We start from the raw sequence: 23,268 nt of genomic DNA, 5'->3' as shown, positions 1-23,268 counted from the left end.
GGATTGAGACTGCTCGCAATGGCTTGCCTTCATCACCTCCTGACTGGATTAAAAGTTCATCGTGACGCCAAAGTCAGCGGTAGTGCCGTACTTTTCGCTCTGGTTGAACAGCGTCCAATTGCGGACGCGGTTGCGCACCGAGTTGCCCTCTTCGACATCCGTCAGGTTGTTGACGTTGAGAACAAGGGCAATATTCCTGGTGATCCCCTGTTTGAGGGCGAGATCGATGCGGGTGTAGGCGTTAGTGACCACATCGCTCAGGCCGCTGGCCGAGTAGGAGACGTTATGCTCCCCCTGATGGTAGAGCGAGATCCGGCCCGAGAAGCGGCCGATATCATAACCCAGGGCGATGTTGCCGAAGAATTCGGGCATGTTTTCCAGTTTCCGCTTGTCCTCGTCCAGTGCATTGAACTTTTTCCAGCTGCCCTTGATCGGACCGGGTGGATCATAGAACACCGAATCGAGACGGGCGGTATATATATAGGCTTCGGAACGGACAACCGAGGCATTATAGGAGAGGACGATATTCTTCAGCAAGCCCGGCAGAAAATTAAAGTTGACCTGGTGTTCAAACTCGAAGCCCCACACCTTGGTCGGTTTGGGAGAGTTATAGGGTAGTGTCAGACTGTACGAGGTGCCAAGCATCTGGCTTGCCCAGTTGATGCCGAAGCGCTGGATCAGGGTATCGCCGGTGGTGCCAAAATCGTTGAGCATGTGATACATGTTATTGATTTCTTTATAGTAGGCCGAGAGCGAGATCAGGCCGATGGTTTTGCTGAAAAAGGTCGGATTGACCTCATAGTTCCAGGCGTCGGCGGTTTTCAGGTCGGGGTTGCCGACCATCACCTCAAAATTGCTGCCGACCTCGGCGCCTCGGCCGGCGATATAGCGGTCCAGGCGCATGTTGAAATCGGGGCGGGCGAGGGCCTTGAAGGCGGCCATGCGCAGCTTCATAAAACTGAAGGGCGCAAATGCGACATTGACATTGGGCAGGACAACCTGTTGCGAGGCGTCCGAGGTCGTATCCCGGACTGCATTCGGCGAGATCGGGAATCCGGAAGAGGCTTTTGGCATATAGCCGGCGAGATAATCATTATCTTCCTGTTCAATCCGGACGCCGCCGATTACCGTAGCGATTTGCCCTAAATTCAGGGTGCCCATGATGTAGCCCGCCCCTACGCGCTCGGTGATATTATAGTCGTCATATTCATAGAGGGGATTATTCCAGACCTCATGGACATTTTTCGTTTTGTCGATGCCGTACCGATTGAGTTCGTACCACTGCCGCATCCGATCCTTGTCGATGATCGGCATCAGGTCGTAGCTGCCGTAGATTTTTCGCGAAACCGGATCCTGGAAGAACTGGTCGATGGCAATGCCGCTGCCGCTGATCGCCTTGGAGGCCCAATTCTCAAACGGGGTGCCGGCAAAATTCTTGTTGCGGAAGGTTCCATCCGGTAGCATCTCGTAGGGCTGCCATTTGCCGAGATAGTAGGGCGTGAAATCCTCGAACCGGGAGTTGCTGCGGTCCTTGATCTTGTACTTGCCGCCCACCTTGAGTTCACCGGAGAGGAAGGGTGTCAGCGTGAAGGGTCTTGCGATATCCAGTGAGGCCGTGCGCTCCTTGTCGAGGTTACGCTGACCCCGGTTGTAGGCCCAATTCAAGCCAAAATCGGAATAGTTAGTGTTCGCATAGTCGATAAGCCGCTCGGGATGGTCATGAAACATGGGCGAATACTTCATCGCATCGACACCGACAAAGATGGTCTGATAGTCATAGGGGAAATTGCCCTTGGACTGGCCGAAGGAAACGCCCCACTTGACATTCAAACCGATGAGATGGTTGTCGCCGGTCAGCGCGCTGGTGAAGGTGTTGATCTCCTGCTCCCGGTCGCGATAGTCGAAGGTGGGATTGCCCTGCTGACTCCCGCCGCCGTTGGAGGGATAATCCCGCGTGGCAAAAAAGTAATCGCGGTTGGTCTGGCCGAAGACATTATTCAGCTTGATGGTGCCGTTGTCCGGCGTGTTCCAGTCGAGCAGCACGCTGAACCCGCCCCGCTTGCGCACTTCGTCGGTATACTCGACCGAAAAATCGTTGATGAAATAATCCCGGCCAAAGTCGAGGCTCTGATTATAATTTACATCGATCTGTTCATTGCTGCGGACGCGTCTTTCGAGATTCCCCGCAAGCTGGACGCCGATCAGGCTGTTGAAAAAGCGTTCGCCGTAATGGAAGGAGGCATCATACTGTTCGGCTGATTTCTCCAGCCGATTGTAACCACCCTTCATCGTCAACCGGAGTTCCCGGTTCTCCGGAGCCTTTTTAGTGACCAGATTGATGCTGCCTGCCAGGGCGTCGCCGTCCTTGTCAGGGGTCTGGGCTTTATACAGCTCGATGCCCGCAAGCGAACTCTGCGACAACGTGCTGAGGTCGACGCCGCGGCTGGTGGCATCGGTGGGGGGAATCTTGACACCGTCGACGGTGATGACCGTGAACTTGTCCTCAAGGCCGCGCAGGATCACCTTGTTGGCCTCGCCGCCGGAGCGCAGGATCGAAACGCCTGGCAGACGGCCGATCGATTCGGCGGCATTGGCGTCCGGCAGCTCCTGGATCTTCTCCTCCGAGATCACATTGACGATGGTCTTGGCGCTGATCTGCTGGTTGATCGCCGCCACCTGGCCGATCGCCTGGGCGGTGACGTCCACGCTGATGCCCTTGGCGACATCCGAAACCAGCCGGATGTTACGCTGCAGGGTCTGGCCGGCGGCTACCTGAACCCGGAGATTCCGGGTCCGGTAGCCAATATAGGAGATGCGCAAGGTATAGCTGCCTTCCGGCACGTTGACAATACGATACTTACCCTCGATATCGGTGACGCTGCCAAGAGCCGTCCCGACCAGATAGACATTGGCGCCGATGAGGGGATCCGCTTTGGCACTATCCAGCACCACGCCAGTCAGGGTACCCTGGGCGTAAAGCGCCGATAGTGAAACGAACAGAGAGAGAGCGGTCAAGCGTAACCATTTGTTCATACCTGTACTCCTTCACCTTTTTGCAGAGCATGTAGTACAGCGAACAGTTTTTCCTTATTGATGGGTTTGGCCAGGCAGGCCAGCGGTGGACGCGGGAGAAGCTTGGGAAGCGTGTACTCGAAGGCGGTGATAAAGATCAGCGAAAAGGAAGCCTGCGACTGGTTGAGAAAATCGAGTCCTGAACCATCCCCCAGCTGCAGGTCGAGAAAAACGAGATCGGGATGCTGTGTCTCCGCAAGCTGGACAGCCTCCGCGACGGTGGCCGCCTCGCCGACGATACGGATGTTCAGTAGCGGCTGAAGCATCCGCCTGAGTTCAAGGCGGATGAGCCATTCGTCGTCGATGATCAGCGTCCTGAGTTCTTTCATGGCCCTGCACAGGATGGAAATGAGGATGTTCTGCCGGTGAACCCGGGGGAGCAGCGCGGCAGACCGACATTCAGGCTGACGTTGTAGTATACATCAATTTCGTCGCCGGCGCAACCCCAATTGGACAAACGGCCAAAGGAGCATGTAAACGGTCAAGGGGATGCAGTTTTTTCTTGATAAAAAGGCGGCAAAACTGTAAAATGGAGGGTTCTAATCCTTTCTTCGCCCGGCACCAACGCTGCCTGAAAGGGACCGATCCAGGTGAAATCAAGCCGATTCTCCCTGTTCCGGCTGTTCGCGGGACTTCTTTGCGCGATTCTCCCGGCTGTGCTCCGGGCCGGCCCCGGCAACAGCCAGGAACGCGAGCTGCAGTTCCGCAACTATACCATCGATCAGGGGCTCTCCCACAGCAAGGTCAACTGCTTCTTTCAGGACCGTCAGGGCTTCCTCTGGTGCGGCACCAATGAAGGTCTGAACCGCTACGACGGCTATACCTTCACCGTGTACCTGGCGGACCCATCCAAGCCTCACAGCCTTTCGGCCAATCTCATCCGTTGCATCGTCGAAGATCGCGAGGGGTACCTCTGGGTGGGCACCGAGGACGGCGGCCTGAATCGTTTCGACCGCGCCAGCCAGAGCTTTCTCCGCTTCGGTGCCGACTCGAGCGCGGGACCGGCCCTCAGCGGCGATAACATCAATGCCCTCGCCCTCGACAGTACCGGCGTACTCTGGGTCGGCACCGAGCACGGACTCGACTGCATCGATGCCGACCGCCGCAAGGTCGACCATTTCATCCCCTGGCCTGAGCCAGGGGCCGCCGCTGCCGCCAACGAAATCCTGGCCCTCTGCCTCGACCGACAGGGCCTCCTTTGGGCCGGCACCCACGACGGCGGCCTCCTCTCCTTCGACCGGCAGACGCGACGTTTCTCTCCTTACCGCCACCATCCCGGCGATCCCCGCTCCATCCGGGACAACGAGATCCACTCTCTTTGCGAGGACCACGAGGGCACCCTCTGGATCGGCACCGCCTTCGGCGGCCTCAACCGCATGGACCGGCCCGGCGCCAACTTCACCGCCCTGTTCCCCGGAGCGGGCAATCCCGAAAGCACCACCATCCGCGCTCTCCTCGACGACGGCCGCGGCTCGCTCTGGATCGGCAACCGCAGCGGCCTCTACCGTCTTGAACGCAAGGGCGGCCAGATCACCCGACACGTCCACGATCCCAACAATCCCCATAGCTTGGTCCAGAACTCGGTCCAGGCGATCTTTCAGGACCGGAAGGGCGATCTCTGGATCGGAACCCGCGGCGGCATCAGCTTCCTCAACACCACCAACCTCCCCTTCGTCCATTATCGCGCCGATGCCTCGAGCCGCCGCTGCCTGAATTCCCAGGAGGTCTATGCCATCCTTGAAGACCGTGCCGGCGACCTCTGGTTCGGCACCGAGAGCGGCGGACTGAACCGCCTCGACCGCCGCAGCGGTCTTTTTTCATACTATACCTACGAGCCCGGCAATCCCGCCTGCCTGAGTGTCAACAACGTCAAATGCCTGTTGCAGGACCACCAGGGCGATCTCTGGATCGGCACCTTCAACGGCGGCCTTAACCGCCTGCCCCGCAGCAGGGGGCGCCGATTCCAACATTATCTCCACCGCCCCGGCGATCCATCCAGCATCGCCAACGATAATATCCTTGCCCTGCTCGAGGATGCGGCAGGTGATATCTGGATCGGCACCTATGGCGGCGGCCTTGACCGCTACGACCGCGGCAGCGGCCGTTTCATCCATCTGATGACGGCGTATCACAACGAGGGCTTTGCCAATGTCCATTGCCTGCTGCGCGACCGCCAGGGACGCATCTGGATGGGCGGCAGCCAGGCCCGGGTCGGCTGCCTCACGCCGCCCGGCAATACGCTGCGCCTCTTTCAGCTCGACCGCACCGGCCGCGACATCGAAGTCCGCGCCCTCTTCGAAGCCCGCGATGGCCGCATCTGGATCGGCACGGTCGGGGCCGGCCTTTTTTCCATTAGTCCGGAATCCGATTCTCTTCAGGTTGTCACCACCCGGGAGGGCCTTCCCAGCAACATCGTCTATGGCTTCCAGCAGGATGAAACAGGTCGGCTTTGGCTGAGCACCAGTAACGGACTCTGCCGTTTTGATCCCGTGACCCGCCAATGTAAAAACTATTACAAAGAAAACGGCCTGCAGAGCAACCAGTTCAATTACGGCGCCTCCCTGAAAAGCCGCGACGGCGAGCTCTTTTTCGGCGGCATCAACGGCGCCACCGCCTTTTACCCCACAGCCATCCAAGAAAATACCTTCGTCCCTCCGGTGGTGGTCACCAGCTTCTCCCTCTTCAACCGCCCCGTCGGGATCGGCGGCCAGCCGCCCATCCTCACCCGAGATATCACCCAGACCTCCAGCATCGCCCTCTCCTGGCGCGATGCGGTCTTTTCCTTCGAATTCGCCGCCCTCAACTATGCGCTGAGCGAGCAAAACCAGTACGCTTACATCCTCGAGGGCTTTGAGCAGGAGTGGAACCACGTCACCGGCCGCCGTTTCGCCACCTACACCAACCTCGATCCCGGCATCTATACCTTCCGCGTCAAGGCGGCCAACAACGACGGCATCTGGAACGAAAAGGGCACTGCCATCCGCATCACCATCTCCCGCCCCTTCTGGAAGATGGCCTGGTTCAGGCTCCTCCTCCTCGCCCTGTTGCTGCTGCTGGTAAAGCTCTTCATCGACTATATGACCCAGCGCCGCGACCTCCTGCAGGCGCGCTCACTAGCCAGCCTGTCGCAACTCAAGCTGCTGCGCTACCAGATGAATCCCCACTTTCTCTTTAACGCCCTCGGCTCGATCCGCTCGATGATCCTCATCAGCCAGGAGCAGGCCTGGGACATGGTTTCAGCCCTATCCGAATTTCTGCGCTATTCCCTACTCAACTTTAACAAGGCCGAGGCGTTGCTCGATGACGAGATCACGGCGGTCACCAACTATCTCAATATCGAAAAGGTGCGCTATCGGGACTCGCTGCAGGTGACGGTCGCCATCGACGAACAGGCGCGCCAACTCGTCGTCCCCGCCTTTATCTGCCAGCCGCTGGTCGAGAATGCCATCAAATACGGGATGCAGACCAGTAGCTTGCCCCTACAAGTCAAACTCAACATCCGATTTCACAACGAGGTGCTCTCTATCGATGTTTCCAACAGCGGCCGGCTCAAGCCCCTGAACGCGCCGAGCGCCCCCGGCGACGGTCATGGCAATTCAGTGGACAATATCCGCCAGCGGCTCGAGATCATGTTCCATGAAGAGCAGAGTTTCGAGCTGAACGAAGAGGCAGGCTGGGTGCATGCGCGCATCCGCATCACCGGCAAGGGTCTCAAACGTGAATCCCTCGAAGCGATGGCGGACAAATCGTGACCGGGGGGCGAGACCCTTCAGCGGGCTAGGAGGTGCTGCAGCCGGGCGGCATACCGCCGGCTCATGACCACAGGTTGTTCAATGCCGCGGATGTAGACCAGGTGGGAATAGTTTGGGCGCTTTTCGATACGCTCGACGAATTCAAAGTTGACAAGGGAGGAGCGGTGGATGCGGAGGAAATAGTCGGGCGGCAGGATCTCCTCCCACTCCCGCAGGCTCTTGGTAACCAGCTCGCGCCGGTGCTCCTGATAATAGAGGTAGGAATAATTGCCGCCGGCGGTGATGTAGCGGATCTGTGCGACTTGCAGGAATTTGAGCGAACCCGCGATCACCACGTAGACGATATCGTCATGGCCCAGGCGGGGTCGGGGCTGCGGTGTTGCCGGCGCGCTGCCAGCGAGGCGGGCAATGGCCTTGCCCAGACGCTCCCTCTGGATGGGCTTGAGCAGGTAATCGAGGGCATTGACCTCAAAGGCCTTGATGGCGTACTGATCATAGGCGGTTATGAAGATCAGCTTCGCCGTAACTTCTGCCTGATCGAGCAGCTCAAAGCCGAGCGCCCCCGGCATCTGTATATCCAGGAAGATCACATCGAACGCGCGCTGCCCGAGCAACTCGGCGGCCTGGCGGACGCTGCCCGCCTCCCCGGACACCTCGATCTCCGGATAGTCCGCCAACAGCTGTTTGAGTTCCTCACGCACCAACCATTCATCGTCGACGATCAGGGCCGACCAGCGAGGTTTTCCACTCATAGCTGCGCAGCCCCCTGCACCAGAGCCAGCCACTGCTCACCCTCTGCGCGCATGGCGTTCTGATCCGGGGCCGCTTTGGTCAGCGCGGAGCCGCAAAAGATGCCGCTGCGGTCAAAACCCGCCACCTCGGAGAGATTGGCGCGGGTAATCCCGCCGGTATAGACCATCTGCAGCCCCTTGTAGGGGCCTTTCCAGGCCGGGGCGAGTCCGAGAAACGAGACCGTACCGGTTATGGCCGGGAAGAGTTTATGGATATACTGATGCGGATGAAGCTCCTGTAACTCCTCGATGGTGCAGCCGTAGAGCGCGGCTTTCTGCGCCAGCTGGGCTCCTACGCCGCTGATGCCGCCCGGGATGCACATCAGATCGGCGGCGCCGCAGCGCTCGACGACCTCGGGGAAATAATCAGGACAGACCACACCGGCTACACCCATCGCGATCACCTGTTCGCTTTGCGCGGCAGTCATCACCGTACCTGCCAAGACCAGGGCATCGGGCTGCATCCGCAGCAGCAGTGAGATGCCGGGAGCAGACGCCGGTGAACGCAGGGCTATCTCGAGGGTGATGCCGAGGGGATCGAGTGCCTCCCAGGCAGCCAGGCAATCTTCCGGCCGGACCGGCGAAAGTAGGGCGATCAGACGTTTTTCCCGCAGTTTGCTATAAAGGATCTGACTCTTGTTTTGCATAGGGTCCGAGCTCCATATTCCTTTGTTCGTCGCACCCGGTTAACATACCAAAATGGCGCGAGAATCAAAACACTTTTTTTACCCCGCCTCCACCGGAAGCACCAGGATGTTGCCTGATATCCGCCGAAATCTGGCGCCTGCCCACGAGGGGCCGGGTGCGAGCGAGAGTTCGGGGCGCCAGCAGCACGCGGAGTCAGGTGTGAACCGGATTTCGGGAGGTTCCCTGCCAGGATTTTGGACTTGATTTAGAGGGAGGATATTGGTAATTTAACGAATTGAATTCTGATGATCCAGCATCCGGAGCGGCACTCTGTCCCCGGATCGATCCGATCATATCCCCATCTCCAACCAGAGGAGCCCAGATGGAACTGACCCGCGGCAGTGGCGTTTTGATGCACATCACCTCCCTGTGCTCTCCCCATGGCATCGGCGACCTCGGACCCGAGGCTTTCGCCTTTATCGACCAGCTCGCCACCGCCAGACAGCGGTACTGGCAGCTGCTGCCGCTCAATCCGACCGACCCGGCCTACGGCAACTCCCCCTATCTGAGCAGCAGCGCCTTTGCCCTCAACTCCCTGCTGATCAGCCCGGATGTGCTGCTGCAGGATGGGCTGCTCGAACCGGCCGATTTCGCGGACCTGAATCCGCCGCCCGCAGGACCCATTGACTACCCCGCGGTAACCGAATACAAGCGGGCCCTCTTCGCCCGGGCCTTCGAACGCTGGCTCAAGACACCGGATCCCGATTTCGACCGCTTCTGCCTCGAGCAGAGCGCCTGGCTCGAGGATTTCGCTCTCTTCATCGCTCTCAAGGGCCACTTCCCGGGAAAGATGTGGAGCGAATGGCCGGTTGAGCTGCGCGATCGCTATCCAGAAGCCCTGGCTGAGAGCCGTAAAACCCTCGCCGAGGCTATCCACTTCGAGAAATTTCTCCAGTATGTGGTGCAGAAGCAATGGTTCGCCCTCAAGCGCCACTGTGCCGATCGTGGCATCACCATCATCGGCGATCTCCCCATCTATGTCGATTTCGGCAGCAGCGACGTCTGGTCGCATCCCGACCGCTTCAAACTGGACGAAAACCGCGAGCCCTATGTTGTCTCCGGCGTGCCGCCGGACTACTTCAGCGCCACCGGCCAGCTCTGGGGCAATCCAATCTACGACTGGGAAGCGCTGGCCAAGGACGGCTTTGCCTGGTGGCTCAACCGCATGCGCCAGAACCTCCGCCTCTTCGATATCGTCCGCATCGACCACTTCCGCGGATTGATCGCCTACTGGGAGGTTCCGGCCGAGGAGGAGACCGCCATCAACGGGCGCTGGGTCACCGTCCCCACCTACCCCTTCTTCGAGCGCCTGGTCGCCGAAATTCCCAACCTCAACGTCATCGCCGAGGACCTCGGGGTGATCACCGACGATGTCAAGGAGGCTCTGCGGCGGTTCCGGCTGCCGGGGATGAAAGTGCTCCTTTTCGCCTTCAGCGGCAATCCCTCGGAAAATCCCTATATGCCCTGGCGCTATGAGCCCAACTGCATCGTCTATACCGGCACGCATGACAACAACACCACCCGCGGCTGGTTCCTCAATGACGCTACGGACGAAGAGAAGCAGCATCTCGAGCAATTCCTCGGCCGCCCGGTCAACAGCGAATCGGTGCATTGGGATTTGATCGGTGTGGCGATGAGTTCACCCGCCAACGTCGCCATTCTGCCGCTTCAGGACCTGCTGGGCATCGATGGCCGCGGCCGCATGAATGTGCCGGGGACCAACCAAGGGAACTGGACCTGGCGCCTTGCGGAAGGTGAAGCCGATCCCGCCGCCTTCAACCGCCTCGCGGAGTTGACGCTTCGCTACAACCGCTGATAAAAAGGGCCCCTTCGCAGCGGCCCTTTTTGTCTCCTCAAGGGGTGTGCAGTGCACTCAGCGCAGCAGCATCATGCTGATGCGATGAACCTCGGCGCCCGCCCGCAGCTCGACCCAGTAAATCCCGCTCGCCAGCCCTTCGGCACGAAAACTGCGCTCATAGATGCCGGCCCGCTGTTCGCCCTCGGCTAAACGCGATACCTCCTGCCCTTGCAAATTGAAAATCCGCAGTAGAACCCGGCTGCCATGCGGCAGCACATACCGCAGGAGCGTGGTCGAATTGAAGGGATTGGGATAATTCTGATAGAGGGTCAGCCGCTTCGGGATCGCCTCGACTGCTCCGGCGCGACCGCGCCAAAATCCGTCGGCTTCATAGCTTAACGGCAGGACAGCGGCGTTGTTGCTCCAGACCTCGCGAACTTGCTCCAGATTGAGGACCCGCTCAAGCGCCATCGCTTCATTCCAAAGGGTCAGGTTGAGGATGCTCCCGCTGCGCGCGCCGTCGATCGTACCCCCGGTTGCGATGTCGTCTCCCCACAGAGTGAGGAGGGTTTTCGGCCCCTCAACCCGGCCGCCGCCGATGAGGAGCGTTCCATCGGCCCAGACGCCGACCTCATCGCCCCTCTCGAGATCCGCGGTGTCGAGCAAAAGATGGGCCGTCACTCCCGTCCCGGACCGCGGCCGGTAATGCAGGGTTGCCGGCCGCAGGGAGGACGGATCTGCCGGGGAGATGGCGATGGCCTGATCGTTCACCGGCAGCGCCAGAGTATCGGCCGCATCGAGATGGAGTTGATAGGCCTGATCCGGCTCCAGATCTGCAATTTCCAGGATCCCTTCGGCGGGCCACCAGACGCGGCCCACGGCGTCCTTGATCACCGCACCCCGGCCTGCAAGGCGGCTGAAGACCGCAGCGACGGGGAGGGAAGTCGTGTGCCAGTAGGGGAGGATCTGCCAGCCGGCGCGGAGGGGCAACGGCGTCGGTGCGGTATTGATTTCCCAGCCGGAGAACTGCAGCTCCGCAGAATCGTCTGCATGGATCCAGAAACCTTCGAGCACCGACCAATTCTTGCGTTCATCCCAGCCGTAATCGGGAGCGAAACGCCGCCCCTGGCCGTCGCGCAGGAGCAGGCCCGACTTCGGCAGCAAGTGGTCGAGCGACGAATCGTCCGGGGCGATGCTGGACGTGACGAGATTCCAGCCGGGATGCAGGGCCAGAGTGCGCTGCTGCGGACCGCTAGTGGTGAAATTTGCGGCGGCGCTCCAGTCGCCGCTGCCGCCGCGATTGTAGCCGCGCACCCGCCAGAAATAATCGGTATCGTAGCGCAGCCGCGCCGGAACCCAGCTGGTGTCCGTAACGGCCGGGTAGTCCAGGTCGATGGTCTGGAATTTTGGATCCCGGGCCAGCTGCAACCGATAGGCGCGTGCCCGCCCGGATGGTGCCCAGGTCACCGCGGTCCGCACCGGCCGCACCAAGGCTGCCGGTTGCGGCACCGGCGCCGCCGGCGCCACATCAAAGAGATAACTCGCCAGTGCGCCAAGGCTCATCTGGGCACAGCGGAGAAAATACCCCAAATCGAAGAGATACTGGCCATTGAGCATGATACGATCGTCCAGGCTGTGATACCAAGGATTGAAATCGTCCACGGCGGTTCCGCGCCGGTAATCCTCGATGACCAGAACGGCACTGTAGTTTTTCTCCCAGAAAGAAGCGTGGTCACTTTTGGGCGTGCCGGGATTGACGGCCCAGGGGTCGAGGCCGATGGCATAGTTGGTATTGATGTCGATGAGGCGCTGGCACAGATCCAGGGAACGGGCAACCGGCCGGACGTGGAGAGTAACGATACCGTCGGCATTGCCATCGTAAGCGATCATGTCCATATTGATCACCCCGAGGATCTGCTGCCCGATTCGTGCCACCTTTTCGGCATAGGCGCGCGAGCCGAGCAAACCCGCCTCCTCCTCATCCCAGAGGGCATAGGCCACTGTAAAAGGCATCGGCCGCCGGCCGAGCAGGCGCGCGGCTTCAAGCACAGCCGCAGTGCCGCTAGCGTTGTCATCGGCGCCATAACTCCGGTTGCCGGCGGGCATGCAGTCATAATGTGCACAGATCATGAACTGCTGCTCGGGATGAAGGTAGCCCTCCTGAAAGGCGACGACATTAGCGCCTTGGGCGCCGAAATAGTCGTAAAAGGGATGCAAACCGTAGCGAGTCAACTCTTCGTAGAGGTACTGCGCGGCGAGGGTGTTGCCGGGTTGCGAACGGTAGCGGGAGAGGATGGTATAGTTCGCCCCACCGATGCGGACCTCCTGCTCTCCGGAGAGGATGCGAACCCGCATCAGCAGGGAGTCGATCTGGATTCCCGCGATGACCTCCTGGATCAGGGTTTCCTGACGCAGTATGAGGCTGTCCGTGGCGTTGCCGGCCTGCAAGGTTGTGACGGCGCAAAGCAGTAGGAACAAAATGCGGTGGCGCATGGCTTTTCCCTCGCATCGATGGACCTTCCAAAGTACAAATTCACGGAGTGATTTTCAATCAAAAAATAATCCGCACCTTCTTTGCCCGGTTCCCGCGAAATCTTGCGCCCACCCGGTTGCCGGTCCCTCCAGCCTGACTCCCATCCGGGTGCCGGCGAAAATGCCCTAAACCGCGGAAACCCCTGCAAATCGGTTGCATTTAACCGAAAATTTATGCAAATTTTATTTTATTATAATAACAGGAGTCCATCATGTCTTCGTTCCGCTGCACCCTTCTCTCCTTGCTCGCCGTTACGTTTCCCTTGTTCTGCCAGCCGGCCGCACCCCAGGGCTTTCCCTATCAGCCGCCTGCTAACCTGACACAGCTGCCGGTTGTCACCCATGAAAAAGTCCGGAATATCATCCTGCTGATCGGCGACGGGATGAGTATATCGACGGTGTCCAATGCCCGCATTCATGGCGCAGGTGTCTCCGGAGCCATGCACATGGACCGTATGCCGATCGCCGGATTTGTGCGAACCTGCTCGGCTGACAACCTGATTACCGATTCCGCCGCCGCCAGCAGCGCCATGGCATGCGGTCTCAAGACTAATAACGGCCGCATTTCCCGCACGCCTGACGGAAATCCCGGACTTTCCATCCTCTCGGCCTGCCAGCAAAAAGGGATGGCCGCCGGGCTCATCGTCACCAGTTCAGTCACCCATGCCACCCCGGCCGGATTCGGCGCCCATGCCATGAGCCGCAAGGAGGAGCCCCTCATTGCAGAAAACCTCCTTCTCAATCACATCGACGTCCTCCTCGGCGGCGGCCGTGCTTTCTTCATCCCCCAAACACTACCGGAGAGCCGCCGTCACGACGACCGCAATCTGCTTGAAGAAGCCCGGGCCAGCCAGTACACCCTCCTTTCAACCCGGGATGAGCTGCTTGCGGCCAAAGGACCCCGGGTGCTCGGTCTCTTTGCGGAGGAGGGGATGCAAACCCTCCCGCCGGGACCCTCTCTTGCGGAGATGACTGCAAAGGGCCTTGCGTTACTGAGTCAAAACAAAAAGGGGTTCTTCTTGATGATTGAGGGCAGCCAGATCGACTGGGCCAACCACGAGCACAATGCCGAAAATTCGGTGCGCCAGACCCTCGATTTCGACATGGCCGTCGCCGCTGCGCTCCGATTCGCCGAGGTCGACCGCCATACCCTGGTGGTGGTGACCGCGGACCATGAGACCGGCGGGCTTTCCATCATCGGCGGCCGGGTCGACGGCAGCGAGGTCGAGCTCTCCTGGAGTACCGATGACCACACCGGCGCCACAGTGCCGCTCTATGCCTATGGCCCCGGCGCCCTGCGTCTCTCCGGTTTCCATGAGAATACCGATATCCCCAAAGCCTTCGCCGCCTTACTGCACATCACCCCCTTCCCGGTCATCCTGGAAGAGCCGCTTGGTAGCGGACACAGCGGGGAGAAATAACGCCCGGTCCCCTAAAAAAAGGGAGGCGGATCTTTTCCGCCTCCCATGAACCTGCCGCCTCTCTCCACAAGCCTGTTGCTCAGCCCCCTCCTCGCACCGGCCCGTTGTCTCACCTACTCCATCTTGCGCAGTACCCGCGCCGGGCAACCGGCGACCACCGTATCGGCCGGCACATCTTTGGTCACCACCGCGCCCGCACCAATGATGGCATTTTCGCCGATGGTGATGCCGCAGAGAATAGTCGAGCTGGAGCCGATCGAGGCTCCCTTGCGCACGTAAGTGGGCACACAGGCCCAGTCCGTCTCGGTCTGCATGCTGCCGTCGGCGTTGGTTGCGCGTGGATACTTGTCGTTGATGAAGGTGACATTGTGGCCGATGAAGCAATTGTCTTCGATATGGACCCCCTCGCAGATGAAGGTGTGGCTGGAGATCTTGCAATGTTTGCCCACCGTCGCCCCTTTCTGGATCTCTACGAAAGTGCCGATTTTGGTATAATCACCGATCTCGCAGCCATAGAGATTGACAAAATTAAAGATCTTGACGCCTTCCCCCAGTCTAACATCATCGGCGATGCTGAGAAATTTCATAAGCTTCTCCGTACGTTCAGGTTTACTCCTTGGATGCCCTCCCCCCTGCCTGACTCCTTATTCCGGCCGGATCTTCTTCCCCGGCCGGTTCCGCCTACGCCAGCCGTATTTCCTTTCCACGCGCCTTGATCGACTGCTCCGAGGCCTCGAGGATGCGCACCACATTCAAGCCGGCCACCCCGTCGGTAAGCGGAGTTTTTCCGGTCTGTATGCACTCCGCAAAATGGTTTACCTCGAGACTGAGGGCCTCCGTCAGCGGCACCTTGGGCGCCCACATGTCGCCGGTCCGGTACTGGATCAGGGTATCGTAGATCTCGTCCTTGGTGCGGTTGACGGTGATGCCCGAATCGTAAATCTTTATTTTGTCATTCGGGAGGTTATCATCCCAAACGATCATCTTTTTGGTCCCGGCGATCAGCGTCTGGCGGATTTTAACCGGGGAGAGCCAGTTGGCATGGATATGGGCGATGACATTGTTGGGGAAATAGACCGTGAGGTAGGCCACATCCTCGTGCCCCTTGCCGACGTGATCGGCCCCGGTGGCGACGACGCTCTCCGGATTGAGTTGGAGGAGATGATCCATGATCGAGATATCATGGGGCGCCAGATCCCAGATGACGTTGACGTCATGCTGGAAGAGGCCGAGGTTGATGCGCACTGAATCGAAATAATAGAGGTCGCCGATCTCGCCGGCGTCGATCAGCTTTTTCATCAGCTGCACTGCACCGGTATAGATGAAGGTGTGGTCGAGCATCAGAGTGAGCTTTTTCTGCGCAGCGAGGTTGACCAGCTCCTCGGCCTGCTGCGAAGTGGAGGTCATCGGTTTTTCAAGAAAGACATGTTTGCCGGCGAGCAGGGCCTCTTTCGCCAGTTGGTAATGGGTAAAAACCGGCGTGGAGATGGCTACGGCGTCGATGGCTGGATCGTTGATGATATCGAGATAGTCGGAGGTGGTTCTCAGGGCCGGATACTTCTTCTGGATGAAGGCGAGTCGCTCCGGCTTGAGGTCTGAGGCGATGACCATTTGGGTCTGGCCGCAGCCGTCAAAATTACGAATGAGATTGGGGCCCCAATATCCGACGCCGATCACACCGATGTTGAGCATATTACCTCCGTTGGTTGAGCTTACTCTATCTTGATTGTATGGTAAAGATCCAATTCGACGCCCAGAGCGCCTTGCCATTCGTGGCGGTGTACGCCGCGCTGGTTCTCCGCATCGGTGACGGCCCCATATCCGATCCGGCTATACGTCAGCACCATCGCACACGGCTGCCAGCTCAGCTCCAGACTGCAGCAGCTGCTTTTCTCGACGAGGCCGGTCGGAAAAGGCTCGCTGTACTCCTGGCCGAGCGGGATCTCCATCCAGGGGGTATCGAAGGCCCTTTCGATGCGCCCCTCGCCGCGGCGGCGCAGATCAACCAGCAGTACCGCGCGCCATGCCGGTCGGGGCCACCAGGAAAAGCCGCCCAGCCAGCGGTCGAAATCGTTACCGAGGAAGTGTGCGACAGGCTCATTGCGATGCAACCACTTCTCCCAGGGCCCCCCCTGGCCGTTGTAGGTGCGATTGGTGATGCGGGTATATTCGCTGAAGAGATCACAGCCCGCGAAGTGGAAAGGATCAGCCCAGCGGAAGCCCGCCATCAAGCCGTATTCCGCGGGTTCGAGGTCGCCCGGACCGCTCTTTTCGAGCTGGATGTCATCGATGAGCAGATCGGCATAGAGCGTCAGGTTGCGAACAGGCAAGGCCGCGACGTGTAGGCTGCCGAGGCAGTTGCCACCGATCGGGCCGTTGGTCACCTCGCCATAGTAGGCCAGAATCGGATTGAGGTAATTGAACTCCGGAGCGCTGCTGCTGTAAAGCATGGCCTCGCTGATCCCGATATAGAGCCGCTCGAGCGGCCGCACCTGAAGATGATGCAGGGCGAGGTAGCGGTTCTGCCGCGGCGGGGCGCCCTCCTGCACCCAGGCGGTGGCATCGAGTGTGGCGGCGATGACGTCATAGCGCAACCAGCGGTTCTCGTAACCGAGGGCGATCTGATCCAGGGGCCGGCTGTGTTCCGAGATCAGCAGGCTGGCATCAAGCCCGGGACCGATCCGCAGATAGTCGCGGCCGAAGGTGGCGGAGAATCCATGATGCTGCAGGTGTAGGGCAGCGCGTTCGGTGTAAGCGGCCAGGCCGCCCTGGCGGATACCGAGATACCGGGGATTCTCATCCAGCCGGTTATCGAGGAGCACGCTGTTGTAAACCGTCAGGCAGCGCCGTGGCCGGATAGCCATCTCGAGGCGCTGGCGGCCGTGGTAAAGCCAAGGCGGTGCTGCACCGGCGAAATCCTTCACGGCGGTGCTGCGGAAGGGCAGGCCGACGCCGCTGTTGGCGAGGGTATTTTCAGAGACCAGTCCAATCGAAGCTTCGCCCGGCTCCAGCCGCCGGCTTATCAGGGCGCTGGCAAGGAACCGGGCGTGCGGCTCAACCCCGGTCAATCCTTCAGCCACGGCACCAACCGTATGCGGCCGCAAAAAAGGGGAGAAATTCCAGAGTGTGCCGCGCGCCTGGAGATAGCGGATATAGTCCTCGGACCAGTGGGTAGAGCGCAGGGTTTGGGCGGGGGCGATCGTGATCAGCAAGAGCAACAGGAGGATGAGGCAGCCGGAAGCCGGAAGAATGCAGGAGCAGGATCGCTGTTTGGGGATGAACGTGATGGCCATTGACAGTCCGGCTGGGATTAGACAGGCTTAAGTACAAAAATATGCAAATAAAATAGACCAAAGTCAAGGGGTTTGGCGAGGAAGGACACCTGCCGAACTCCGGCGCCTCCCGGCACGAGCTCGAGGGTTACGAGACAACCCTGCATAGAACTAGGGAATTTACATCGTTCTCACTTGATTTTTTGCGCAAAAGAAGGGGAAGGATTCGGTTCGTGCTGCGGTTTGCGGCGAGGGAAAATGTGCTGCAGAAAAAAAAGCGGAGGTCTGGCAATGCAGGCCCCCGCCCGAGTGATTCCGGGTTATTTTTTGGCAAACAGAGACTTGATCAATCCGATGATGGCCATGACCACTCCGCCGCCGACGCCGCCGCCAAGGATATTGTAGATGATGCCGGCGAGATCGAGCGAGCTGGCTGTGCCGCCGCTGGCCCCAAGTGAATTAAGGATCTGTCCCCCGAGACCGCCACCCAGAATGCCGACGATGGAATTGATGACAGTACCCAGGCTCAATTTCTTGAAAACAGATCCCGCGAGATTACCACCCAGTGCGCCGCTCAGCAATTGGATGATCAGTTCCATGCTTCCTCCTGGCTCATTGGTTGAATGTTTTCACCGGCCTCTCCTGCCTCCACACACGTCTTCAACTCGTCCGGCGTGGGCTGTTACTAATAAAACAGTCTGAAATACAACTTTATTCACCGCCCGGCGTGCTTTTTGCCTCCAGCAGATCGAGGTAGGCGACTTCGATCAACTGCTCAGGGGCAATGCCAAGCCGCTCCATCAGCTCGCGGGCGACCTCCTCCCCAACCTCAGCCGGCTCGCCTTCTTCCAGCATGACCTCCAGCTCGAGAAACGTGCCCAATCCTTCGACGTGATCGAGGTGGATGCGCGTCCGGCCGCGCCAGAAGAGGGTGCGGTGCTTGCGCACCCGGCCGATCTGGCCGTACGCATGGGTCAGCACCTCGCGCAGGGCATCGGGTTCGTGGGTATCAGCCAGCACGTAAAAGGATTCCTTTGGCCCGGAACAGTCCGGCCTTTGGTAGTATATCAGCACGCCATCGCCGGCCGGCCACGCCCGTAGTTTGAGACGGCCGGCAGGGCAGCGGAAAAAGGTGTCATCCTGATCCAGTTCAACGGGTTCCTTGTCCGCCAGCACCGCCACCCGCGGCGCCATCAGCTCGATGCTCTCGATGCGAGCCTTGATCTCGATGTTACGCAAAGGGACCTCCTCCATGAAACCCGCTGTCGGCTCTATTTGCCCAGCCCCGCAACAGCCACCCAGAAGGTTTTGGCGATGATGATCAAATCCAGCAGCAACGACTGGTTCTGGATGTAGAAAAGGTCATGATCGATGTTCTCGTGGATCGGCACTGCGCGGTCGGCGGAGATCTGCCAGAGCCCGGTGATCCCCGGGCGCACATTGAGGCGCTCGCGCTGCAGTTCGGTATAGTTCGCGACGATGAAGGGCATCTCTGGGCGCGGGCCGACGATGCTCATATCGCCGCGCAGGACGTTCCAGAACTGCGGCAGCTCGTCAAGGCTGGTCCGCCGCAGCACCCTGCCGACACGCGTGATGCGCGGATCGCGGCGATCCTGCGGATGGACGGCATAGGGATCGGTGCCAAGATGCATCGTCCGGAACTTCCAGATCAGAAACGACTTGCCCCCTTTCCCGGTGCGCAGGTGCTTGAAGATCACCGGTCCCGGGGTCTCGAGGCGGATTGCCATGCCGATCAGCAGAACCAGCGGCGCGCAGACCAGGATGACCAGCACCGAGATCACCAGGTCAAAAAGCCGTTTGACCAGGGCACTCACCGGAGAATAGTGCAACCGCGCGAGCCCGAAAACCGGCACGCCGTCGATCACCTCGGTGCGGATCCGCTGGATGGCGGTGTCATAGAGATTGGGGACATAGCGGTACGGTAGGCCGGCGGTGTCGCAGCCGCGCATCACCTCCTGCATCCGGCTCGGCGGTGCCGAGGGAATGGCGATGATCATCTCCTCGGCTCGGGTCTCTTTGATGATATAGCGCAGCTCTGCAAGGCTGCCCAGGATCGGCAGGGGGTTGTCCGCTTCTCTCTTCGACTTTTTATAATCATCGATGAAGCCGACCGGAAGGTATCCCATCTTGGGATACTGCTGCAAGGCGCGGGCGATGCGCTCGCCGGTATCGCCGGCCCCGAAGATCAGCACGCGCCGGGCGCCGATGCCGCGGCGCAGCAGCATGGTATGCATCCGGTCGAAAAAATGGCGCTGCAGGGTGATGAGCAGCAGCATCAGGATGAAAAGGTAAAATACCTGCAGGCGGCCGAGAGCGATCCGGCGGGTAAAAAAGGAATAGACGATCACCAGGGCGCAGCCGAGGAGCATGGCGCTGATCAGGTTCTTGCGGGCGCGGACGTTGAGAATACTGGTCTTGCGCTCATAGCCGCCGTGAAGATAGAAAAGCAGGATGAAGAGCAAGCTGACGAGGACAGCTTGTAGCCAAGTCGGCCAGATGATATCGAGGTTGAGACGAAAGGGAGAGAGTTCCCACAGCCAGTAGCTGAGGTAGAGGGCGATGAGGAGCGTGCCAAAATCGGCGGCGACCTGTACCAGGGTGCTGAACTTGACAGGGCTCTGCTTCATATTAATTCATCTCTTCGGAGCGTCCGCCTGGGAGTGTGCCGGTCAGCCATTCGTGCAAGGTGTAGAAAATGAAGAGCGTGTTGTTTTTCACATAACGCCGCCAGAGGCGGTTGGGTTCCTGGAGGAGGCGGTAGAACCACTCCAGGGCCATGTACTTCATCCAGGCCGGGGCATGCTTGATGGTGCCGGCGAGGTAGGAAAATCCAGCGCCGATGCCGATGAAAAGCCCACGGTCGAGGCTGTGGAGGTTCCGGAAGATCCACTCCTCCTGCCTGGGCGCGCCGAGCGAGACCCAAATGAGATCCGCGTCGGCCTGACGCATCTCCTCCAGCCATCTCCGGTTCTCGGCCTCTGTGAATGCCCGGAAGGGCGGTGAAATCATGCCGGCGATGAGAGCCCCGGGATAACGCTGCCGGATGACCTTTTCCATCCGGGCCAGAGTCTCCGGTGTATTGCCGAAGAAAAAGTGGCGGATCCTCTCCGGCCGGCCCCAATCCAGGGTCTGTTCGAGCAAGGTCGGTCCGAAGATGCGGTGCATCTCCCGGGCGCCCTTGAGCCAGCCGATGAGCGAAAGCGGCCGCCCGTCGGCCAGCGAGAGCAGCGAAGCGTTGATAATGCGGCGGAACTCCGGCCGCCGTGCCCCTTCGACCATGGTGTGGGCGTTATTGACAGTGATCTGCGCCGGTCCGGTCTCCTGCCGGCAACTTCGGAGCAGGATCTCAAATGCCGCCCGATAGGACGGGATCGTATCGATCCGCGATCCAAGGATATGGATGAATGCGGGATTGGAAGCCGGGGCCATGCGCTCATCGCCCGAATACATGACAGACTGATTGCCCTTAACTTTTTAACATCTTGAAAGATACGGCAAATAAGAGGAAATGTCAAGGCCTTTGTGGCGGGTCATCGGAGGAGACCGTCTGGTTGAGGCCAGCGAGGAAAGAGCGCGTCGGCTGATCCAGGACGGCGCCCGTGAAATCGGCAGACTCCAGTCCCTTCGCCTCAGAGAGATTTTTCACGCGCAGGAGGTTGGCCTCCTGGAGGTTGGCGTTGGTAAGATCCGCGCCATCGAAATCGGCCTCATGGAGCGCGGCCTTAGAGAGATCCGCCCCTTGCAGGTTGGCCTGGCGGAAAATCGCGCCGGCCGGATTGGAACGGTGGAGGTTGGCGCCACGAAGATCGGCGCCGCTGAGGTCGGCTTTCCAGAGGTGGGCATCATGGAGATCAGCGCCGGCGAGTTTGGCGTTGGCCAGCTGGGCAAAGCCGAGGAATGCCCCGGCCAGCGCGGCGTCCTGCAGCTCTGCGCCGCTGAGATCGGCCATGCCGAGGGCGGCGCCGGAAAGTTCGGTTTTTTTCAGATCCACCCCGGCCAGGACGGCGTTGTTGAGCATGGCCGCGTCGCCGGCCGTGTGGTTCAGATGTTCACGCAGCCAGCCGGCATGGGAGGCGAGGATCCGGTCGAGGGGCAGGCCCATAATGATGATTTCGTCGGGCGATCTCATGGTCACTCCTTCATTGTATCATAGTGCTGCGTATGCTGCCAGGTCCGAAACCATCTGTCGGCCACATCCGCGCATGCATCGAATGAGTCCCAGTACGCATAGCCGTCAAATGTCAGGGCGAATTCCTCGATATGCGACAGGCTCTCACGGAAAGGGCCCTTTCGTTATCTCCATTCCAGCCTCCCCGCTAATGCAGCGCAGGCAAGTCGATTTAAGGATGCAGGAAAATGCCTGATCTTGAATAGTGCATGAGCCTGGTTATGCTTTCTTTAGTTCTTTCCCGCTCATTTTGGTCCCTTCTTGGTGAGTTTACACAAAATTAACGTGATTAACAAGCTATTTTGGCGCTCGAGCAATTCGTCCTCCATCCTGAGGCTCTGGGTACTGTCAGTCCCCGGGCAGCTGCATTCCTGGAAATTCCATGCCCAATCATGCTTTCAGGTTCCCTGTTTCTCCGCCTGTTATACCTGTGATGACTTCCTCGAACAGCCCGCCTCAAATCCTTGCTTTTCGCGAATTGAATGATTACTTTTTAGGGCATCTTGGGGCCTCATGCCTCCTCGAGTCGGCCCCTCAGCAGCGGGAGAGCTGCTTCCGAGATCATTGCGGCTAGGCGCTCACAGACGCCGCTGTTCCCGGATACCAGCATGAAAACTTGTATAGGAACTTATCCATGAAACAGATGAGAGCTTTTTATCTCCAGATTCTGCTGATCACCATCCTTTACGCGCTGCCCCTGCCGGCTCAGCGGCGGATCTATCACCTGCCCGACCTTGACGGACGGGTGACACTGAAATGCGATTTTCATCTGCACACCGTTTTCTCCGACGGAGATGTTTGGCCCCGCGTACGCGTGGACGAGGCCTGGCGCGATGGCCTGGATGCCATCTCCATCACCGACCATCTGGAATATCAGCCGCACAAGGATTATATCCCGAAGGACCACAACGCCGCCTGGAGGCTCGCCGAGGAAAGCGCCCGCGAGAAAAACATCCTGTTCATCCGCGGCGCCGAGATCACCCGCCAAATGCCGCCAGGCCACCTGAACGCTCTCTTCATCACAAACGCTTCTGTGCTGGACCAGCCCGATTTTCTCGCCGTCATCGAGGCGGCGGTGAAACAGGGCGCCTTCATCCTCTACAACCATCCCGGCTGGAAATCCCAGGAGCCTGACGGATTGCCCAAGCTTTATGAAATTCATAAGCAGCTTTTTGATAAAGGATGGCTGCACGGCATCGAATTTTATAATTACGACGAGTTCTATCCCATGGTGCTGGAATTCTGCAAACAGTACAAGCTGGCCGTGATAGGCAACAGCGATATGCACGGGTACATCAGTGAGGAATATTTTAAAGCCCCGGGGGATCACCGTCCCATGACTCTGGTCTTCGCCAGGGAGCGAACGCTTGGAGCCCTGCGCGAGGCCCTTTTCGAGGGCGAAACCCTGGTCTGGTACGGGGAGAACCTGGCCGGCCGCGACAATCTGGCGTTGGCCTTTTTTATGAAAAGCGTCACTCTTGCCAGGCCGCATCATCAGGACAGCAAGAATCTCTACCTGGAGATGACCAACCACTCGGACATCTCCTGGAAACTCGTCAACGGCCTCCCGGGCACGCCGGCCGTTCTGACCCTGCCGGCGCACACCATCGCTCAGGTGACCATCGCAAAAAGCTTCACCGGCCCACTGGAGTATGACGTCGAAAATGTCCTGACGGGCGAAAAGACGGTATTGCACATTGCGATACCGCATCCATGAGTTAAAGGATAGCCTAGAAAAGGATGAGATTTTTATT

Annotated in this window: 17 protein-coding genes; 4 read left to right on the top strand and 13 right to left on the bottom strand. The window is 59.4% G+C overall.

The genetic code is table 11. The features are described 5' to 3' along the window. Positions 1 to 48 precede the first annotated feature (48 nt). On the bottom strand, positions 49 to 3,033 hold the full coding sequence (locus PLH32_15120; protein ID HQJ65942.1) for a carboxypeptidase-like regulatory domain-containing protein: 2,985 nt from the start codon (positions 3,031 to 3,033) through the stop codon (positions 49 to 51). Further along, positions 3,030 to 3,401, bottom strand: a complete 372-nt coding sequence (locus PLH32_15115) for a response regulator (GenBank protein HQJ65941.1) — start codon at positions 3,399 to 3,401, stop codon at positions 3,030 to 3,032. Before PLH32_15115 ends, PLH32_15120 begins: the two co-directional genes overlap by 4 nt. A 261-nt stretch (positions 3,402 to 3,662) precedes the next feature. On the opposite strand from PLH32_15115, the gene PLH32_15110 reads away from it, so the two are divergent. Beyond that, positions 3,663 to 6,824, top strand: coding sequence for a two-component regulator propeller domain-containing protein (locus PLH32_15110; GenBank protein HQJ65940.1), 3,162 nt, complete (start codon positions 3,663 to 3,665; stop codon positions 6,822 to 6,824). Between the two features lie 17 nt (positions 6,825 to 6,841). Here PLH32_15110 and PLH32_15105 read toward each other — a convergent pair whose 3' ends face one another. Beyond that, positions 6,842 to 7,576 carry a LytTR family DNA-binding domain-containing protein gene (locus tag PLH32_15105; GenBank protein HQJ65939.1) on the bottom strand — a complete coding sequence of 245 codons (735 nt, stop codon included), beginning with the start codon at positions 7,574 to 7,576 and terminating at the stop codon, positions 6,842 to 6,844. Further along, positions 7,573 to 8,262, bottom strand: coding sequence for a bifunctional 4-hydroxy-2-oxoglutarate aldolase/2-dehydro-3-deoxy-phosphogluconate aldolase (locus PLH32_15100; GenBank protein HQJ65938.1), 690 nt, complete (start codon positions 8,260 to 8,262; stop codon positions 7,573 to 7,575). The genes PLH32_15105 and PLH32_15100 overlap by 4 nt, the downstream gene beginning before the upstream one ends. Before the next feature lie 275 nt (positions 8,263 to 8,537). On the opposite strand from PLH32_15100, the gene malQ reads away from it, so the two are divergent. Then, positions 8,538 to 10,118, top strand: a complete 1,581-nt coding sequence (gene malQ, locus PLH32_15095) for a 4-alpha-glucanotransferase (GenBank protein ID HQJ65937.1) — start codon at positions 8,538 to 8,540, stop codon at positions 10,116 to 10,118. A gap of 57 nt (positions 10,119 to 10,175) precedes the next feature. Here the strand turns inward: malQ and PLH32_15090 are convergent, their stop codons facing one another. After that, complete coding sequence (locus tag PLH32_15090; GenBank protein HQJ65936.1) at positions 10,176 to 12,593, bottom strand: M28 family peptidase; 2,418 nt, start codon at positions 12,591 to 12,593, stop codon at positions 10,176 to 10,178. 251 nt (positions 12,594 to 12,844) lie between these two features. Between PLH32_15090 and PLH32_15085 the strand changes: the two genes are divergently transcribed. Next, positions 12,845 to 14,053, top strand: coding sequence for an alkaline phosphatase (locus PLH32_15085; GenBank protein ID HQJ65935.1), 1,209 nt, complete (start codon positions 12,845 to 12,847; stop codon positions 14,051 to 14,053). A 113-nt stretch (positions 14,054 to 14,166) separates the two neighbouring features. Here the strand turns inward: PLH32_15085 and PLH32_15080 are convergent, their stop codons facing one another. The 8 genes from PLH32_15080 to PLH32_15045 all read right to left on the bottom strand — a co-directional run bounded on the left by PLH32_15080 (position 14,167) and on the right by PLH32_15045 (position 21,475). After that, positions 14,167 to 14,640, bottom strand: a complete 474-nt coding sequence (locus PLH32_15080; protein HQJ65934.1) for an acyltransferase — start codon at positions 14,638 to 14,640, stop codon at positions 14,167 to 14,169. Between the two features lie 94 nt (positions 14,641 to 14,734). Next, on the bottom strand, positions 14,735 to 15,745 hold the full coding sequence (locus PLH32_15075; GenBank protein HQJ65933.1) for a Gfo/Idh/MocA family oxidoreductase: 1,011 nt from the start codon (positions 15,743 to 15,745) through the stop codon (positions 14,735 to 14,737). 20 nt (positions 15,746 to 15,765) lie between these two features. After that, complete coding sequence (locus tag PLH32_15070) at positions 15,766 to 17,346, bottom strand: capsule assembly Wzi family protein (GenBank protein ID HQJ65932.1); 1,581 nt, start codon at positions 17,344 to 17,346, stop codon at positions 15,766 to 15,768. 299 nt (positions 17,347 to 17,645) lie between these two features. Continuing rightward, a complete protein-coding gene (locus PLH32_15065) occupies positions 17,646 to 17,924 on the bottom strand; it encodes a hypothetical protein (GenBank protein HQJ65931.1) in 279 nt (92 codons plus the stop codon). Between the two features lie 112 nt (positions 17,925 to 18,036). Then, the gene (locus tag PLH32_15060; GenBank protein HQJ65930.1) at positions 18,037 to 18,579 is read right to left on the bottom strand and encodes a class IV adenylate cyclase; all 543 of its coding nucleotides are present in this window, start codon (positions 18,577 to 18,579) and stop codon (positions 18,037 to 18,039) included. A gap of 17 nt (positions 18,580 to 18,596) precedes the next feature. Then, the gene (locus PLH32_15055) at positions 18,597 to 19,973 is read right to left on the bottom strand and encodes a sugar transferase (protein HQJ65929.1); all 1,377 of its coding nucleotides are present in this window, start codon (positions 19,971 to 19,973) and stop codon (positions 18,597 to 18,599) included. A gap of 1 nt (position 19,974) precedes the next feature. Then, positions 19,975 to 20,796 carry a WecB/TagA/CpsF family glycosyltransferase gene (locus PLH32_15050; GenBank protein ID HQJ65928.1) on the bottom strand — a complete coding sequence of 274 codons (822 nt, stop codon included), beginning with the start codon at positions 20,794 to 20,796 and terminating at the stop codon, positions 19,975 to 19,977. A 61-nt stretch (positions 20,797 to 20,857) separates the two neighbouring features. After that, positions 20,858 to 21,475, bottom strand: coding sequence for a pentapeptide repeat-containing protein (locus PLH32_15045; protein ID HQJ65927.1), 618 nt, complete (start codon positions 21,473 to 21,475; stop codon positions 20,858 to 20,860). A 673-nt stretch (positions 21,476 to 22,148) separates the two neighbouring features. Between PLH32_15045 and PLH32_15040 the strand changes: the two genes are divergently transcribed. Further along, positions 22,149 to 23,231, top strand: a complete 1,083-nt coding sequence (locus tag PLH32_15040) for an Sb-PDE family phosphodiesterase (protein ID HQJ65926.1) — start codon at positions 22,149 to 22,151, stop codon at positions 23,229 to 23,231. Positions 23,232 to 23,268 lie beyond the last annotated feature (37 nt).

It is taken from the genome of bacterium (assembly GCA_035419245.1).
Classification (GTDB): Bacteria; Zhuqueibacterota; Zhuqueibacteria; order Residuimicrobiales; family Residuimicrobiaceae; genus JAKPUX01.
The sequence above is the reverse complement of the archived record's forward strand: the minus strand, read 5'-3'. Positions and strand labels throughout refer to the sequence as shown.

What these genes read in the sequence shown, in the direction of transcription:
- PLH32_15120 (HQJ65942.1), bottom strand. Translation starts at nt 3,033, where the DNA reads ATGAACAAATGGTTACGCTTGACCGCTCTCTCTCTGTTCGTTTCACTA.
- PLH32_15115 (HQJ65941.1), bottom strand. Translation starts at nt 3,401, where the DNA reads ATGAAAGAACTCAGGACGCTGATCATCGACGACGAATGGCTCATCCGC.
- PLH32_15105 (HQJ65939.1), bottom strand. Translation starts at nt 7,576, where the DNA reads ATGAGTGGAAAACCTCGCTGGTCGGCCCTGATCGTCGACGATGAATGG.
- PLH32_15100 (HQJ65938.1), bottom strand. Translation starts at nt 8,262, where the DNA reads ATGCAAAACAAGAGTCAGATCCTTTATAGCAAACTGCGGGAAAAACGT.
- PLH32_15090 (HQJ65936.1), bottom strand. Translation starts at nt 12,593, where the DNA reads ATGCGCCACCGCATTTTGTTCCTACTGCTTTGCGCCGTCACAACCTTG.
- PLH32_15085 (HQJ65935.1), top strand. Translation starts at nt 12,845, where the DNA reads ATGTCTTCGTTCCGCTGCACCCTTCTCTCCTTGCTCGCCGTTACGTTT.
- PLH32_15080 (HQJ65934.1), bottom strand. Translation starts at nt 14,640, where the DNA reads ATGAAATTTCTCAGCATCGCCGATGATGTTAGACTGGGGGAAGGCGTC.
- PLH32_15075 (HQJ65933.1), bottom strand. Translation starts at nt 15,745, where the DNA reads ATGCTCAACATCGGTGTGATCGGCGTCGGATATTGGGGCCCCAATCTC.
- PLH32_15070 (HQJ65932.1), bottom strand. Translation starts at nt 17,346, where the DNA reads ATGGCCATCACGTTCATCCCCAAACAGCGATCCTGCTCCTGCATTCTT.
- PLH32_15065 (HQJ65931.1), bottom strand. Translation starts at nt 17,924, where the DNA reads ATGGAACTGATCATCCAATTGCTGAGCGGCGCACTGGGTGGTAATCTC.
- PLH32_15060 (HQJ65930.1), bottom strand. Translation starts at nt 18,579, where the DNA reads ATGGAGGAGGTCCCTTTGCGTAACATCGAGATCAAGGCTCGCATCGAG.
- PLH32_15055 (HQJ65929.1), bottom strand. Translation starts at nt 19,973, where the DNA reads ATGAAGCAGAGCCCTGTCAAGTTCAGCACCCTGGTACAGGTCGCCGCC.
- PLH32_15050 (HQJ65928.1), bottom strand. Translation starts at nt 20,796, where the DNA reads ATGTATTCGGGCGATGAGCGCATGGCCCCGGCTTCCAATCCCGCATTC.
- PLH32_15045 (HQJ65927.1), bottom strand. Translation starts at nt 21,475, where the DNA reads ATGAGATCGCCCGACGAAATCATCATTATGGGCCTGCCCCTCGACCGG.
- PLH32_15040 (HQJ65926.1), top strand. Translation starts at nt 22,149, where the DNA reads ATGAAACAGATGAGAGCTTTTTATCTCCAGATTCTGCTGATCACCATC.